Here is a 15304-nt window from a genome sequence, read left to right as displayed (position 1 = left end):
TTATTCCTCGGCTCCGGCGTGAGCAGCATGTTCACCCATGTCCATACCTTGGCTCATGTCCATGCCTTCGTGCGCGCCTGCGCCCTTGTGCATATCCATGTCGCCCATGAATTTGGCAATTGTTTCTTTGAACAAATTCGGTTTGACAGCGGCAAAGTACTCAACCGGGTTGTTTTCACTCGGCTCTGCCAGTTTGTTAAAGTCGTCGGTGGTGTTCAGGTTTTTAGACGATGCCTTCACCTTGGCCACCCACTGATCGAAGTCGCCTTCGGTCGGGGTAACGATCGCGGTGAACTTCATACCGGAGAAGCCTGCGCCGCTGTAGCTGCTGGAGATGCCTTTGTAGGCACCGGCTTCGTTGCCGATCAGGTGCAGTTTGGTCTGCATGCCGGCCATCGCATAAATCTGTCCACCCAACTGCGGGATAAAGAACGAGTTCATTACCGAGTTAGAGGTGATCTTGAATTCGACTGGAACATCTTTCGGGAAAGCCAGCTCATTAACGGTCGCAATGCCTTGTTCCGGGTAGATGAACAGCCATTTCCAGTCGAGCGACACCACTTCGATCGTCATCGGCTTCTTGTCGGTGACAATCGGCTTGAACGGATCGAGTTCGTGGGTGGTCTTCCAGGTAATGGTGCCAAGGATGGCGATGATAATGATAGGAATGGTCCAGACGACCGCTTCGATCTTGTTGGAGTGGGCCCAGTTCGGACTGTACTTGGCGTCTTTGTTGGAAGCGCGATACTTCCAGGCAAAGGCGAACGCCATGAAGATAACTGGCACCACTACGATCAACATCAATGCGATTGCAGTGATAATCAGTGTCCGTTGCTCAACACCAATTGCTCCTTTGGGATTCATCAAAACCATATCGCAGCCACTGAGCAATACAGTGCCTGCGATTAATGACAGCATCCCAATACTTTTATTGTATTTCTTAAGTCTCATCTAACGACCTCAATAACAAAGGCTCAATTGTCGTTTCATGTGTGCGGGCATTTTACGGGAAGGTTGCAGTACTGTAAACATGCTTAAGGGAGTGTCAGCGGCTTGTTGACACTTTCTGTTAAGGGGGTCACAGATGTAACCCTGCGTGACAATTTACCAATGACAACAACGCGTTGGCACGCTGAATCGTGACGAGCAGCCCGTATGTTAAGGAAAACTAAAGGTATGATGAATTTGGCGAAGAAATGCGCGGCGGGGAAATACGCAGAAAAGGTTTATTTAATGTAAAATAATTGTGTCTTAAAGGTGAATTTAATTTTATTTCCGAGTGCGGCAGTCGGATAAAAAAATAATTTCCGCGCCGATTATCTTTTTTTACCGAAATAAATATATCCCCGGATCGCTTTTTTTTTCGGCCGGTGAAATCACCGGCCGGTCAGATTATGCCAAACGGGTGCGGCGCAGGGCGAGGTAATCCAACGTACTGCCCATGGCGACGCCGAGCAGGCTCAGCGCGGCGCCGACCTGCAGCAGCCGATCGGCCAACTGCGGGGCCTGAGTCCAATCCAGCGCGTTGGCGATAAGCAACAGCAACCACAGGCCCAACAGCGAACAGCCTAGCGTCAGCAAGCGCAGCGCCCAACGGTAATATTCTGAAAACTCGGTGCGCGGCATAAAATTGCCATGCTGCTGGGTGTGCTCCAGCGTCTGACGACAGATAGCGAGCAGCAGCAAGCCGGGCAGGGCAGCGGCGATAGAGAACAGGTAGAACAACGGCCAACCGTGGGCTTCAACGAACCAGCCGGCGATCGGGCCGACATAGACGCGCCCTACGGCGGACAGCGCCGACAGCAGCGCGAACTGGGTGGCGGAGAACGACCGGTTGCACAGCGTCATCAGCAGCGCCACGAAGGCCGCGGTGCCCATGCCGCCACACAGATTTTCGAGGAAGATGGCGCTGCCCATGGTGAGCAGGCTCTTGTCGGTCACCGCCAGGATCCAATACCCGAGATTGGAGACCGCCTGCAGGACGCCGAACAGCATCAGCGCGCGAAACAGGCTGAGACGTTGCATCAGCACGCCGCCGAACAGGGCGCCGACGATGGTCGCGAACAGGCCGAGGGTTTTGTTCACCAGCCCGACTTCACCGGCGTCGAACCCCACGCCGCGGATCAGGAAGGTGGTACTCAGGCTGCCGGCGAAGGCGTCGCCCATTTTGTACATCACGATCAGCAGCAGGATCAGCCAGGCGTTGTTGCGGCCGAAGAAATCGCGCAGCGGCGCGACGACCGCCTGTTCCATGGTGCGCGGCGCCGGGATGCTTTCGTCCGGCTCCGGCGCCAGCAGCGTGGCGGCCACGCCGATCAGCATCAACCCGGCCATTAGCCAGTAGGTGGCTTGCCAGCCGAAATAGCGATCCGCCAGCCACAGCGCCAGGCCGCCGGAAACCAGCATCGCCAGCCGATAACCCAGCACCGAGATCGCCGCGCCCGTGCCGCGTTCTTCGGCTCTCAGCAGATCGGTTTTATAGGCGTCGAACACGATATCTTGCGAGGCGGAGCAGAACGCCACCAGCACCGCCAACGCCGCCAGCCACCACAGGTGCTGCGCGGGTTGCATAAAGCCCATCGCCACAATCGCCGCTACCAGCAACAGCTGGCTGATCAGCAGCCAACCGCGCCGCCGCCCGAGAAACGGCGGGGTATAGCGGTCCATGAACGGCGACCAGAGGAATTTGAAGACATAGGCCTGGCCCACCAGCGAGAAGATGCCGATGGTTTTCAGATCGATATTTTCGACGGTCATCCAGGCTTGCAGCGTGCCGGAGGTCAATGCCAGCGGCAGACCCGACGCGAAGCCCAGCAGCAGCAGAATGGCGGAGTTACGCTGGGTGAAGATGTTCAGATAGTGTTTCGACATGAGTTCCCTGTCTGCGCCGCCCGATCCGCCGGGCGGCGCCAGGCGCGCCGATTAGCGCGCGTTTTGCTTGATGAAATCGTTGACGCTGGTGTCCTGAGCCATGTCGGCGATCACGTCGCCCAGCACGGAGTTGACGGCGTCGGTGATCTTCTCGTTGGTCGCCGTGAAGGCGCCCTGCACGTTATAGGTCGAGCGGTAATTCTTCACTTGCTTGTTGCCGTTCTTCGCCTGGGCGATGATCGAGATGTCGGCTTTGGTGGTGATGTTGTAGCGCAGGTTACCTTCGGCGACGTCCGCGTACAGGTTATTGACGACGATTTGCAGCGCCACCGGGCCGTCGGCACCGATCATGTAGCCGCGTGCGCCCATCTGTTTCTCCAGCACTTCCTGCAGCAGGAAACGCAGATCGCGCGATGGCGTCAGCGTGACCAACTGGCCGTCGCGGTTCACCTTGGCCAGCGCCTGGTCGGTGCGCTGATCCGCGCCGTTGATGCTGACAGTGATGCCCTGCAGGGTAGGATCCTGCTGCGGCAGAACGATTTTCGGCGTGACGTTCAGGGTGTTGCTGCTGGTCGCGCAGCCGGCCAGCAGCAGGGCGGCCAGCAAAGGAAGACAAAGTTTCTTTAACATGTTTTCTGTCTCATTCTCGATGGATTTAGCAATAATCAGAGCGGGATAGCCGACAACAAATTGCCGACATCATAGCATCGCCGCCGTGCGGTGGAAGCGCGGAAGGCGCCTGAGTGACAAATTTTTACCTGCCGTTGATAAAAACACGCTTTTTTGGCCCGCTCAATCGGATAATCCCCCAAGCGGCGGGGATGGCGCTCATCATTTGACCGCAGAAAAGAGAAATTTGTCCCGGCGATGGTCTAAACGGGGGAAAACCGGCTAATATTGAACTAGATGGGCACGGTCCTCTGCCGGTGTTGTAAGGAGATCCTATGATTCGCGAGCAAATAGAAGCAAAGTTAAGGGCGGCGTTTGAGCCCGCGTATCTGGAAGTCGTTGATGAAAGCTATCGTCATAACGTTCCGGCGGGTTCAGAAAGCCATTTCAAAGTGGTATTGGTCAGCGATCGCTTCGTCGGCGAACGTTTTTTGACGCGCCACCGCTCCATCTACGGCGTATTGTCGGAGGAGCTGGCGGACGGCGTACACGCGCTGGCGCTGCACACCTATACGCTCAAAGAGTGGGAAGGTCTGCAGGATACCGTGCCGGCCTCGCCGCCGTGCCGCGGCGCCGGCACGCTGGCCTGAGGGGGAAATTTTCAGGTATCAGTGGAACTTTGCCCTTGAATTAGGGTATTACTACTGACGAATTTTGAAACGGCCTGCGGGCCGTTTCTGTTTTTGACGACGACACGGCCGACGCGCAATGTGGCCAACGTTCGGTCTGTTTTGGCGGCCTTTGGGCGATCGAATCGGCAAAAGTGTGAGTTTTAGCGCGCCTGCGCCGCCTAGCTTTCCTCGACTCGCCACGCATGCGCCGCTATAATGTCGCGTCTTATTTTTCCGGAATGGTTTCGGGACGCTTCTGTCATCAGGGAACTCGGTTCTTATCTGTAGCCGTCCTGGTTCTTGGAACGGAGTTGACCGAGCACTGTGATTTTTTTGAGGTAACAAGATGCAAGTTTCAGTAGAAACCACTCAAGGCCTTGGGCGCCGTCTCTCTATTACTGTACCGGCTGATACTATCAAGCAGGCGGTGAAGAAAGAGCTGATCAACGCAGCGAAAAGCGTGCGTATCGACGGCTTCCGCAAAGGCAAAGTGCCGATGAACATCGTGGAACAGCGTTACGGCGCCTCTGTTCGTCAGGACGTGCTGGGCGAAGCGATGCAGCGCAGCTTCGTTGACGCGATCATCAAAGAAAAGATTAATCCGGCCGGCGCACCAAACTACGTGCCGGGCGAGTACAAAGAAGGTGAAGACTTCACTTTCGCCGTTGAATTCGAAGTGTATCCAGAAGTTGAGCTGAAAGGCCTGGAAAACATCGAAGTCGAAAAACCCGTAGTTGAAGTGAACGACGAAGACGTCGACGCGATGCTGGATACCCTGCGCAAGCAGCAGGCCACCTGGAAAGAAACCGATCGCGCGGCGGAAGCTGAAGATCGCGTGACCGTTGACTTCACCGGTTCTATCGACGGTGAAGAGTTCGAAGGCGGCAAAGCGTCCGACTTCGTGCTGGCAATGGGCCAGGGCCGCATGATCCCAGGCTTCGAAGAAGGCCTGGTCGGTCACAAAGCGGGCGAAGAGTTCTCCATCGACGTGAACTTCCCGGAAGACTACCACGCTGAAAACCTGAAGGGCAAAGCGGCCAAATTCGCTATCGTGCTGAAGAAAGTTGAAGAGCGCGAGCTGCCGGAACTGACCGAAGAGTTCATCAAGCGTTTCGGCGTGGCGGACGGTTCCGTTGCCGGCCTGCGCACCGAGGTTCGCAAGAACATGGAGCGCGAGCTGAAAGGCGCCGTGCGTAACCGCATCAAGTCTCAGGCGATCGAAGGCCTGGTGAGCGCGAACGAAATCGACGTGCCTGCTGCCCTGATCGACGGCGAAATCGACGTGCTGCGTCGTCAGGCTGCACAGCGTTTCGGCGGCAACGAGAAGCAAGCGCTGGAACTGCCACGTGAACTGTTCGAAGAGCAAGCGAAACGCCGCGTAGTGGTTGGCCTGCTGCTGGGTGAAGTGATCAGCACCAACGATCTGAAAGCTGACGAAGACCGCGTGAAGACGCTGATCGAAGAAATGGCCTCCGCCTACGAAGATCCGAGCGAAGTCATCGAGTTCTACAGCAAAAACAAAGAGCTGATGAACAACATGCGCAACGTGGCTCTGGAAGAGCAAGCGGTTGAAGCCCTGCTGGCGAAAGCGAAAGTGACTGAAAAAGCCACTACCTTCAGCGAGCTGATGAACCAGACTCAACAGGCGTAATGCCGGCGTCCCGGGCGCGATGAACGGCGCCCCCGGTTTCGCCTGGCGAACCGGCGCACGATGAAAAAGCCCGCGACCTCAGGTTGCGGGCTTTTCTTTTTGCCACGTTGCTGATTAATCTCAGGTTAAGCGGGATAATATGCACTATATTTACCCTGTTGCCTGGGGAACTGGCTGGCATGATAAAGGTCAGAATAACGGCATCGTTTCCGGCGCGCGGAGAAAATCGGCCTCTGGGCTTGAAATCGCGCCGGGCTCCCCCCATCTGTAAAGAATAATTCTGGGGCTGTTTGCCAAAGTGCGCGGGATAAAACAACCGTCGGGTACGTGCGGCGCGGGTCGAATGCTTGAGCATAGTCATCATGGCCGTTCTCAAGTAGAATCGGCGTATTAGGGTGACACCCTGGCCGCCAAGGCAATTTCTATTAGGAGACGGTAATGTCATACAGTGGCGAACGAGATCAATTTGCACCGAACATGGCGCTGGTGCCGATGGTGGTAGAGCAGACTTCACGCGGGGAGCGTTCTTACGACATTTATTCCCGCCTGCTGAAAGAGCGCATCATTTTCCTGACCGGCCAGGTGGAAGATCACATGGCCAACCTGATCGTGGCGCAAATGCTGTTCCTCGAAGCGGAAAGCCCGGAAAAAGACATTTACCTCTACATCAACTCGCCGGGTGGGGTAATTACCGCGGGCATGTCGATTTACGACACCATGAAGTTCATCAAGCCGGACGTCAGCACCATCTGTATGGGCCAGGCGTGCTCGATGGGCTCCTTCCTGCTGACCGCGGGCGCCAAAGGCAAACGTTTCTGCTTGCCGAACTCGCGCGTGATGATTCACCAGCCGCTGGGCGGCTACCAGGGCCAGGCGACGGACATCGAAATCCACGCGCGTGAAATCCTCAAGGTGAAAGCGCGCATGAACGAACTGATGGCCGAGCATACCGGCCAGCCGCTGGAGCAGATCGAGCGCGATACCGAGCGCGATCGCTTTATGACCGCGGAAGAAGCCGTGGAATACGGCCTGGTTGACGGCATTCTGACACACCGCAGCTAGAACCACGCGGCGCCGATGGACTATAGTAATCAGAGTGGGCAGGGGCTCGCTCTGTTGTAGCCCCTCGGCGTTCCCGATATGAGTTTGGGCGCACTGCCGCCGTGATTTTCCTGCGGGACAAGACTAAAGAAGAGGTTTGACTGATGACAGATAAGCGCAAAGACGGTTCAGGAAAGCTGCTGTACTGCTCTTTTTGCGGCAAAAGCCAGCATGAAGTGCGTAAGCTGATTGCCGGGCCGTCAGTGTATATCTGCGATGAATGTGTCGATCTGTGTAACGACATTATTCGCGAAGAGATTAAAGAAGTTGCCCCGCATCGTGAGCGCAGTGCGCTGCCGACGCCACACGAAATTCGCCACCACCTGGATGACTACGTCATCGGCCAGGAGCAGGCGAAGAAAGTGCTGGCGGTTGCGGTGTACAACCACTACAAACGCCTGCGCAACGGCGATACCAGCAACGGTATCGAGTTGGGCAAGAGCAATATCTTGCTGATCGGCCCGACCGGCAGCGGCAAGACTCTGCTGGCGGAAACGCTGGCGCGTTTCCTGGACGTGCCGTTCACCATGGCCGACGCCACCACGCTGACCGAAGCCGGTTACGTGGGCGAGGACGTGGAAAATATTATCCAGAAGCTGTTGCAAAAATGTGACTATGACGTGCAGAAAGCGCAGCGCGGCATCGTTTATATCGATGAAATCGATAAGATTTCCCGTAAGTCTGACAACCCGTCGATCACGCGTGACGTCTCGGGTGAAGGCGTGCAGCAGGCGCTGCTGAAGCTGATTGAAGGCACCATCGCCGCGGTTCCACCGCAGGGCGGGCGCAAGCATCCGCAACAGGAATTCCTGCAGGTCGATACTTCCAAGATCCTGTTTATCTGCGGCGGCGCATTTGCCGGCTTGGATAAGGTGATCGGTCAACGCGTCAACACCGGCTCCGGCATCGGCTTCGGCGCGACCGTCAAGGGCGAGTCCGAGAAGGCCACCGAAGGCGAACTGCTGCTGCAGGCCGAACCGGAAGATTTGATCAAGTTTGGTCTGATCCCTGAGTTTATCGGCCGTCTGCCGGTGGTGGCGACCCTGAGCGAGCTGAGCGAGGACGCGCTGATTCAGATCCTGAAAGAGCCGAAGAACGCCCTGACCAAGCAGTATCAGGCGCTGTTCAATCTGGAAGGCGTGGAGCTGGAGTTCCGCGACGAAGCGCTGAACGCCATCGCCAAGAAAGCCATGGCGCGCAAAACCGGCGCCCGCGGCCTGCGTTCCATCGTGGAAGGCGCGCTGCTCGACACCATGTACGATCTGCCGTCGATGGACAGCGTAGACAAAGTGGTGATCGACGAGTCGGTGATCGCCGGCCAATCCAAACCGCTGCTGATTTACGGCAAGCCTGAAGCTCAGGCATCTGGCGAATAATTAGCCAGTTAAACCAGCGCGTTATCAGCAAAATGGGGGATTTCATCCCCCATTTCTTTTTCCTGCATTCTTGCCGTTGAATGTAAGAGATTCATCCCCATATACTCATTAACCAGATTTTATGAAACGTTAGATGCTTGCGTCTCATGAGATTCCCCCTCAACCTGGCGGAAATTAAACTAAGAGAGAGCTCTATGAACCCTGAGCGTTCCGAACGCATTGAAATCCCCGTTTTGCCATTGCGCGACGTGGTGGTTTATCCGCACATGGTGATCCCGTTATTTGTTGGCCGGGAAAAATCGATTCGGTGCCTCGAAGCCGCAATGGATCACGATAAGAAGATCATGCTGGTGGCACAGAAAGAGGCCTCAACGGATGAACCTGGCATTAACGACTTGTTCTCGGTCGGCACCGTAGCGTCGATCCTGCAGATGCTGAAGCTGCCGGACGGCACGGTAAAAGTGCTGGTCGAGGGGCTGCAGCGCGCACGCATCACTACGCTGTCCGACAGCGGTGAGCATTTCGCCGCGCAGGCGGAATACCTTGAGTCGCCGGCTATCGACGAGCGCGAGCAGGAAGTGCTGGTGCGCACCGCGATCAATCAGTTTGAAGGCTATATCAAACTGAATAAAAAAATCCCGCCGGAGGTGCTGACGTCACTCAACAGCATCGACGACGCCGCGCGCCTGGCGGACACCATCGCCGCCCACATGCCGCTGAAACTCAGCGACAAGCAGTCGGTGCTCGAGATGTCCGACATCACCGAGCGTCTGGAATACCTGATGGCGATGATGGAGTCGGAGATCGACCTGCTGCAGGTTGAGAAACGCATCCGTAACCGCGTCAAGAAGCAGATGGAGAAGAGCCAGCGCGAGTACTATCTGAATGAGCAGATGAAGGCGATTCAGAAAGAACTGGGCGAGATGGACGACGCGCCGGACGAGCACGAAGCGCTGAAGCGCAAGATCGATGCGGCGAAAATGCCGAAAGAGGCGCGCGAAAAAACCGAAGCGGAACTGCAAAAGCTGAAGATGATGTCGCCGATGTCGGCGGAAGCGACCGTGGTGCGCGGCTACATCGACTGGATGCTGCAGGTGCCGTGGAATGCGCGCAGCAAGGTGAAAAAAGACCTGAACAAGGCGCAGGAAGTGCTCGATACCGATCACTACGGCCTGGAGCGCGTCAAAGATCGCATCCTCGAGTACCTCGCGGTGCAGAGCCGCGTCAGCAAAATCAAGGGGCCGATCCTGTGTCTGGTGGGGCCGCCGGGCGTGGGTAAAACCTCGCTGGGGCAGTCGATCGCCAAGGCGACCGGTCGCCAGTACGTGCGCATGGCGCTGGGCGGCGTGCGTGACGAAGCGGAAATTCGCGGTCACCGTCGTACCTACATCGGTTCGATGCCGGGCAAGCTGATCCAGAAGATGGCCAAGGTTGGGGTGAAGAACCCGCTGTTCCTGCTGGATGAGATCGACAAGATGTCTTCCGACATGCGCGGCGATCCGGCCTCCGCTCTGCTGGAGGTGCTGGATCCGGAACAGAACGTGGCGTTCAACGACCACTACCTGGAAGTGGATTACGATCTGTCCGACGTGATGTTTGTCGCCACCTCGAACTCGATGAACATTCCTGCGCCGCTGCTGGACCGTATGGAAGTGATCCGCCTGTCGGGTTATACCGAGGACGAGAAGCTCAACATCGCCAAACAGCACCTGCTGCCGAAGCAGCTCGAGCGCAATGCGCTGAAAAAAGGCGAGTTGACGGTCGACGACAGCGCCATCATCGGCATTATTCGCTTCTATACCCGCGAAGCCGGGGTGCGCAGCCTGGAGCGTGAAATCTCCAAACTGTGCCGTAAAGCGGTGAAAACGCTGCTGATGGACAAGAAGCGCAAGCATATTGAGATCAACGGCGACAACCTGAAGGATTACCTGGGCGTGCAGCGCGTCGATTACGGCCGTGCGGATACCGAAAACCGCGTGGGCGAAGTCACCGGGCTGGCGTGGACGGAAGTGGGCGGCGATTTGCTGACCATCGAAACCGCCTGCGTGCCGGGCAAAGGCAAGCTGACCTACACCGGTTCTCTGGGTGAAGTGATGCAGGAATCGATTCAGGCGGCGCTGACCGTGGTGCGCGCGCGCGCGGAGAAACTGGGCATCAACGCCGATTTCTATGAGAAACGCGACATCCACGTGCACGTGCCGGAAGGGGCGACGCCGAAAGATGGCCCGAGCGCCGGTATCGCGATGTGCACCGCGCTGGTCTCCTGCCTGACCGGCAACCCGGTACGCGCCGATGTGGCGATGACCGGCGAGATCACGCTGCGCGGTCAGGTGTTGCCGATCGGCGGCCTGAAAGAGAAGCTGCTGGCGGCGCATCGCGGCGGCATCAAAACCGTGCTGATCCCTTACGAGAACAAGCGCGATCTGGAAGAGATTCCGGACAATGTTATCGCCGATCTGGAGATTCATCCGGTGCAGCGAATCGATGAAGTTTTGAACATTGCGTTGCAAAACCCGGCCTTCGGCGCACTGCCGGTAGCGGCAAAATAGTGACGAATCGCAAAAACCATTGATAAAACTTATACTGGCAAGCCATTTCGGACTTGCCAGTATTTTTTTGTACCGCTAAGTTAGATCTCTGTCGGCCCGCGTTTTGTCACCCAGTCGGTGGCTTGCCAAGGTTCGATGGGATTGATATAACAGCTGCGCTGTCGCAACCGTAGGGATTTTTCGGTGCGACGATAGAATTCTAGAGGGGATGATAGAGTGAATAAGTCACAACTGATCGACAAGATTGCCGCAGGTGCTGATATTTCCAAAGCGGCAGCGGGACGTGCTTTAGACGCAGTAATCGCTTCCGTTACCGACTCCCTGAAAGCAGGGGATGACGTGGCTCTGGTAGGTTTCGGTTCCTTTACCGTGCGTGAACGTTCGGCCCGTACCGGCCGCAACCCGCAAACCGGTAAAGAGATCAAGATCGCGGCAGCCAAAGTACCTGCCTTCCGTGCAGGGAAAGCGCTGAAAGACGCTGTAAACTGATTTAGCGTCTAACCGTTTAGCGTAACAGGGTTTTGTAATAAACAATCACCTGACGCAGCGGTGCTGGTAAGGTAAGATACAAGGCGCATCGGACTGATGCGCTTTTTTTATTTTTGTCGCAGGGAACGCGCCTGCGCAAGGGTTGTTAATCCACATCACAGCGGAGTGTTGTCACACTATGATGGACAATTTACGCGCGGCTGCCAATCACGTCGTGCTCAAAATCATCCTGGCCCTGATCATCCTGTCATTCGTTCTGACCGGGGTGGGTAACTACCTGATCGGCGGCTCCGGCGATTATGCTGCGAAAGTAAATGGTCAGACGATCGAACGCGCTCAGCTGGAACAGGCTTTCCAAAGTGAGCGCAGCCGCATGCAGCAGCAGCTGGGTGACCAGTTCTCTGCGCTGGCCGGCAACGAAGGCTACATGCAGCAGATGCGCCGTCAGGTGTTGTCCCAGTTGATCGACAACATGCTGCTCGACCAGTATGCCAAGACGCTGGGCCTGGCGGTCAGCGACGATCAGATCAAGGACGCCATCCGCAAGGCGCCTTACTTCCAGACCAACGGCCAGTTCGATAACGCCAAATATCTCGATCTGATTGGCCGCATGGGCTACACCGCCGACAACTTCGCGCAGTCGATGCGTCAGCAGTTGGTCAATCAGCAGGTGATCCAGGCCTTCGGCGAGTCCGGTTTCGTGCTGCCGTCTGAATCGCAAGCCATGGCGGCGCTGGTGCTGCAGGAGCGCGACGTGCGCCTGGCGACCATCGATTTGAAAGCGCTGCAGGCGAAACAGAGCGCCGGCGACGACGAACTGAAGGCGTATTACGATCAGAACAAGAACAGCTTCATCGCCCCGGAGCAGGTGAAGGTGAGCTATATCCCGCTGGACGCCGCGTCCATGCAGGACAAGGTGAAAGTGAGCGAAGAGGACATCAACGCTTACTACGACCAGCACAAGAGCAGCTACGGCCAGCCGGAGCGTAAAAACTACAGCGTGATCCAGCTGAAAACCGAGGCGGAAGCCAACGCGGCGCTGGATGAGCTGAAGAAGGGCGCCGATTTCGCCACCCTGGCGAAAGAAAAATCCACCGACATCATCTCACGCCGCACCGGCGGCGAGCTGGGTTGGCTGGAGCCGGAAACCACCGCCGACGAACTGAAGCAGGCTAACCTGACCGAGAAAGGGCAGCTGTCTGGCGTAGTGAAATCCTCCGTCGGCTACCTGATCGTGCGTTTGAACGACATCGAACCTGAGAAACTGAAACCGCTGAGCGAAGTGCATGACGCCATCGCCAAGCAGGTGCAGCAGGAGAAAGCGGTAGACGCCTATTACGCGCTGCAGCAGAAGGTGAGCGAAGCGGCGACCAGCGACAACGAATCTTTGGCCTCGGCTGAGGAAGCGGCCGGCGTGAAAGCGGCGCAAAGCGACTGGTTCACCCGCGACAACATCCCTGCCGCGCTGAACTTCAAACCGGTGGTGCAGGCGATCTTCGACGGCTCGCTGATCGGCGAGAACGGCGCGCCGGGCAGCAACTCCGACGTGATCACCGTAGACGGCGACCGCGCTTTCGTGGTGCGCGTGAGCGGCCACAAGCCGGAAGGCATCGAACCGTTCGACCAGGTAAAAGACCGCGTGGCGGAACTGGTGAAACGCAACAAGGCGCTGCAGGCAGCGAAGCTGCAGGGCGAGAAGCTGCTGGTTGAGCTGAAGCAGGGCAAGGGCGACGAAGCGATGAAAGCCGCCGGCCTGAGCTTTGGCGCCGTGCAGAAGATGGCGCGCGCGCCGGAAGACAGCCAGCTGGTGGAGAGCGTGTTCGCGCTGCCGCACCCGCAGGACGGCAAACCGGTTTACGGCATGTCGCAGGATCGTCAGGACAACGTGGTGCTGATTTCGCTTGATGCGGTGAAGCCAGGCACGCTGCCGGAAGACGAAATGAAAACCTTCGTCGGCAAGATGGAAGAGGGCGCGACCGGCGTTTCCTTCGATTCGCTGCTGGCGAGCCTGCGTAAAGAAGCCAAGATCAAAATGGGCGCCGCTGAGCAACAGCCTCAGTAATCGCCGCATTTTTCTGCAACGCAGTGCAACAAACAAAGGCCGCTTTCGCGGCCTTTTCCATATCTGACATCCGTCGATTGCTGAATATTCGCCGCCGCGGCAAGGTAGCCGTGCTGTCACACACAAGGAGGATACAGCATGCAATATTCAGAGAAAAAAGCGTTTTTCGGTTACCGTCGTCACGTTAACGCCGCGCTGACCGCGCTGTTGTTATGCCTGGCCGGGCCGGCCGCCGCGGTGGAAAAAAACGAGGCGCCGATGCTCTCAACACCGGCGAGCCATGGCGGACAATCGGTGATGACCAAGGCAACCGAAGAGGCGGCGGTCAGCATCAATCAGGCCACTGCCGAACAACTGGCCGCCGCCTTGAGCGGCGTCGGCCTGAAGAAGGCGGAAGGCATCGTGCGCTATCGCGAACAGAACGGGCCGTTCACCCAGGTTGAGCAGTTGCAGGAGGTGCCGGGCATCGGGCCGGCGCTGTTTGAGAAGAACCGCACCCGGCTGAAAATGTGATCCCGGTCGCGGCTGCGTGGCAAAATGGCGCTGAGGCCGTGACTCCTCTGCTACATTTTACAGGTCTTACCAGTTTGGCGCGTTGACCAAACGGGCGAGGGAGCCAGCGCGGCTCCCTCTTTCTGTAATCACCAGGCAGGAGCGATCGTTCCCTATGCAAACCTTTATCAAAGTTCGCGGTTATCACCTTGATGTTTACCAGCACGTTAACAACGCCCGCTATTTGGAGTTTCTGGAAGAGGCGCGTTGGGAGTGGTTGGAGAACGAAGCCGGGTTCCGCTGGATGACGGAAAACAACATCGCTTTCATCGTGGTGAACATCAACATCAATTACCGCAGCCCGGCGGTATTAGGGGACAAGCTGCGTATCGACAGCCAGATGGTGCAGCTCAACGGCAAGAGCGGGGTACTGAGCCAAAAGGTGACGCAGGATCCGGCGGGGACGCCGGTGGCAGACGCGCTGCTGACTTTCGTGTGCGTCGATCTGAAAACGCAGCGTGCGCTGCCGATCGAAGGAGAATTGCGCGAGCACCTGGAGGCGCTCACGCTGAAGGATAATCCGCAGTAAGCTCACGGGCGGCATAGGCTGCCGCCGTCACTGCCCTCAGGCCAGGCCGGCTTTCTGTTTCAACGCAGCCATCACTTCCGCCTGGTTGGCGCGATACTGCGTCAGGCCATTGGCGCGCAGGTTGCAGGCGGCGCACTCGCCGCAGCCGTCACCCTTGATGCCGTTGTAGCAGGTCAGCGTATCCTGGCGTACGCGATCCAGCTGGTGGTAATAATCCGCCAGCGCCCAGGTCTCGGCCTTGTTCAGCCACATCAGCGGCGTTTCGAAGCGGATATCGCGGGCGATGCCCAGCGTCATCGCCTTGTTCAGCGCTTTAACGAACTCGTCGCGGCAATCCGGGTAGCCGGAGAAATCGGTTTCACACACGCCGGTGATCACCGCTTCCGCTTCGACCTGGTAGGCGTAGATCGCCGCCAGCGTCAGGAACAGGATGTTGCGGCCCGGCACGAAGGTGCTCGGCAGCGCATTTTTCTGGTTGGGATCGTAGGTGGGAACCGGAATATTGTCGCGCGTCAGGCTGCTGACGGCCAGCTCATTAAGCAGCGTTACGTCCAGCACCTTGTGCGCCTTGGCGCCGAGGGCTACCGACAGCTCTTGAGCTACTTCAATCTCGGCGCGATGGCGCTGGCCGTAATCGAACGTGACGCAGTGAACTTCGTCATACTGTTGCAATGCCTGGATTAAGCAGGTCGTGGAGTCTTGTCCACCGCTGAAAACGACAACCGCGCGCTTCATAAAATCACCTTTTTGGGCTTTGGCCTCTCCCGATACACATTCGGGCGGCAGGATAAAAATTGCGTTGCGGCGACAATAGTAGCAGAAAGGGCCGCCAGGCGCAGGGCGG

Annotated in this window: 13 protein-coding genes; 9 read left to right on the top strand and 4 right to left on the bottom strand. The window is 57.3% G+C overall.

What is annotated here, in order from left to right; all coding sequences use genetic code 11:
- The 3 genes from cyoA to ACOWVD_RS13145 form a co-directional block, all read right to left on the bottom strand.
- Nucleotides 1-951, bottom strand: coding sequence for a cytochrome o ubiquinol oxidase subunit II (gene cyoA / locus ACOWVD_RS13155; RefSeq protein WP_004940365.1), 951 nt, complete (start codon nt 949-951; stop codon nt 1-3).
- A gap of 441 nt (nt 952-1392) precedes the next feature.
- Complete coding sequence (gene ampG, locus ACOWVD_RS13150) at nt 1393-2871, bottom strand: muropeptide MFS transporter AmpG (protein WP_049242804.1); 1479 nt, start codon at nt 2869-2871, stop codon at nt 1393-1395.
- A 51-nt stretch (nt 2872-2922) separates the two neighbouring features.
- Nucleotides 2923-3501, bottom strand: coding sequence for a lipoprotein (locus ACOWVD_RS13145; protein WP_004940363.1), 579 nt, complete (start codon nt 3499-3501; stop codon nt 2923-2925).
- Between the two features lie 314 nt (nt 3502-3815).
- Here ACOWVD_RS13145 and bolA point away from each other — a divergent pair, with 314 nt between their 5' ends.
- The 9 genes from bolA to ACOWVD_RS13100 all read left to right on the top strand — a co-directional run bounded on the left by bolA (nt 3816) and on the right by ACOWVD_RS13100 (nt 14460).
- Nucleotides 3816-4130: a transcriptional regulator BolA gene (gene bolA, locus ACOWVD_RS13140; protein WP_004940361.1), complete on the top strand. Its 315-nt coding sequence runs from the start codon at nt 3816-3818 to the stop codon at nt 4128-4130.
- 367 nt (nt 4131-4497) lie between these two features.
- On the top strand, nt 4498-5802 hold the full coding sequence (gene tig, locus ACOWVD_RS13135; RefSeq protein WP_031300019.1) for a trigger factor: 1305 nt from the start codon (nt 4498-4500) through the stop codon (nt 5800-5802).
- Nucleotides 5803-6240: 438 nt separating this feature from the next.
- Nucleotides 6241-6864: an ATP-dependent Clp endopeptidase proteolytic subunit ClpP gene (clpP, locus tag ACOWVD_RS13130; protein WP_004940356.1), complete on the top strand. Its 624-nt coding sequence runs from the start codon at nt 6241-6243 to the stop codon at nt 6862-6864.
- A gap of 143 nt (nt 6865-7007) precedes the next feature.
- Nucleotides 7008-8279: an ATP-dependent protease ATP-binding subunit ClpX gene (clpX, locus tag ACOWVD_RS13125; RefSeq protein WP_004940354.1), complete on the top strand. Its 1272-nt coding sequence runs from the start codon at nt 7008-7010 to the stop codon at nt 8277-8279.
- Between the two features lie 194 nt (nt 8280-8473).
- On the top strand, nt 8474-10828 hold the full coding sequence (gene lon, locus ACOWVD_RS13120) for an endopeptidase La (RefSeq protein ID WP_004940352.1): 2355 nt from the start codon (nt 8474-8476) through the stop codon (nt 10826-10828).
- 216 nt (nt 10829-11044) lie between these two features.
- The gene (gene hupB / locus ACOWVD_RS13115; RefSeq protein WP_004940351.1) at nt 11045-11317 is read left to right on the top strand and encodes a nucleoid-associated protein HU-beta; all 273 of its coding nucleotides are present in this window, start codon (nt 11045-11047) and stop codon (nt 11315-11317) included.
- Between the two features lie 178 nt (nt 11318-11495).
- Nucleotides 11496-13379: a peptidylprolyl isomerase gene (gene ppiD, locus ACOWVD_RS13110; RefSeq protein WP_342134960.1), complete on the top strand. Its 1884-nt coding sequence runs from the start codon at nt 11496-11498 to the stop codon at nt 13377-13379.
- A 138-nt stretch (nt 13380-13517) separates the two neighbouring features.
- Nucleotides 13518-13892, top strand: coding sequence for a ComEA family DNA-binding protein (locus ACOWVD_RS13105; protein ID WP_004940345.1), 375 nt, complete (start codon nt 13518-13520; stop codon nt 13890-13892).
- 154 nt (nt 13893-14046) lie between these two features.
- Nucleotides 14047-14460, top strand: coding sequence for an acyl-CoA thioesterase (locus ACOWVD_RS13100; protein ID WP_004940344.1), 414 nt, complete (start codon nt 14047-14049; stop codon nt 14458-14460).
- A 36-nt stretch (nt 14461-14496) separates the two neighbouring features.
- On the opposite strand, the gene queC is transcribed toward ACOWVD_RS13100, so the two are convergent.
- Nucleotides 14497-15195 carry a 7-cyano-7-deazaguanine synthase QueC gene (gene queC, locus ACOWVD_RS13095; RefSeq protein WP_325994511.1) on the bottom strand — a complete coding sequence of 233 codons (699 nt, stop codon included), beginning with the start codon at nt 15193-15195 and terminating at the stop codon, nt 14497-14499.
- Nucleotides 15196-15304: the final 109 nt, after the last annotated feature.

It is taken from the genome of Serratia sp. SA088 (assembly GCF_049065515.1).
GTDB classification, from domain to species: domain Bacteria; phylum Pseudomonadota; class Gammaproteobacteria; order Enterobacterales; family Enterobacteriaceae; genus Serratia; species Serratia nematodiphila.
Note: the sequence above shows the minus strand (reverse complement) of the source record. Positions and strands in the feature narration are given on the sequence as shown.

Coding starts and splice junctions, on each gene's coding strand:
- bolA (WP_004940361.1), top strand. CDS start 3,816: ATGATTCGCGAGCAAATAGAAGCAAAGTTAAGGGCGGCGTTTGAGCCC.
- ampG (WP_049242804.1), bottom strand. CDS start 2,871: ATGTCGAAACACTATCTGAACATCTTCACCCAGCGTAACTCCGCCATT.
- queC (WP_325994511.1), bottom strand. CDS start 15,195: ATGAAGCGCGCGGTTGTCGTTTTCAGCGGTGGACAAGACTCCACGACC.
- ppiD (WP_342134960.1), top strand. CDS start 11,496: ATGATGGACAATTTACGCGCGGCTGCCAATCACGTCGTGCTCAAAATC.
- lon (WP_004940352.1), top strand. CDS start 8,474: ATGAACCCTGAGCGTTCCGAACGCATTGAAATCCCCGTTTTGCCATTG.
- ACOWVD_RS13105 (WP_004940345.1), top strand. CDS start 13,518: ATGCAATATTCAGAGAAAAAAGCGTTTTTCGGTTACCGTCGTCACGTT.
- tig (WP_031300019.1), top strand. CDS start 4,498: ATGCAAGTTTCAGTAGAAACCACTCAAGGCCTTGGGCGCCGTCTCTCT.
- clpX (WP_004940354.1), top strand. CDS start 7,008: ATGACAGATAAGCGCAAAGACGGTTCAGGAAAGCTGCTGTACTGCTCT.
- ACOWVD_RS13145 (WP_004940363.1), bottom strand. CDS start 3,501: ATGTTAAAGAAACTTTGTCTTCCTTTGCTGGCCGCCCTGCTGCTGGCC.
- clpP (WP_004940356.1), top strand. CDS start 6,241: ATGTCATACAGTGGCGAACGAGATCAATTTGCACCGAACATGGCGCTG.
- ACOWVD_RS13100 (WP_004940344.1), top strand. CDS start 14,047: ATGCAAACCTTTATCAAAGTTCGCGGTTATCACCTTGATGTTTACCAG.
- cyoA (WP_004940365.1), bottom strand. CDS start 951: ATGAGACTTAAGAAATACAATAAAAGTATTGGGATGCTGTCATTAATC.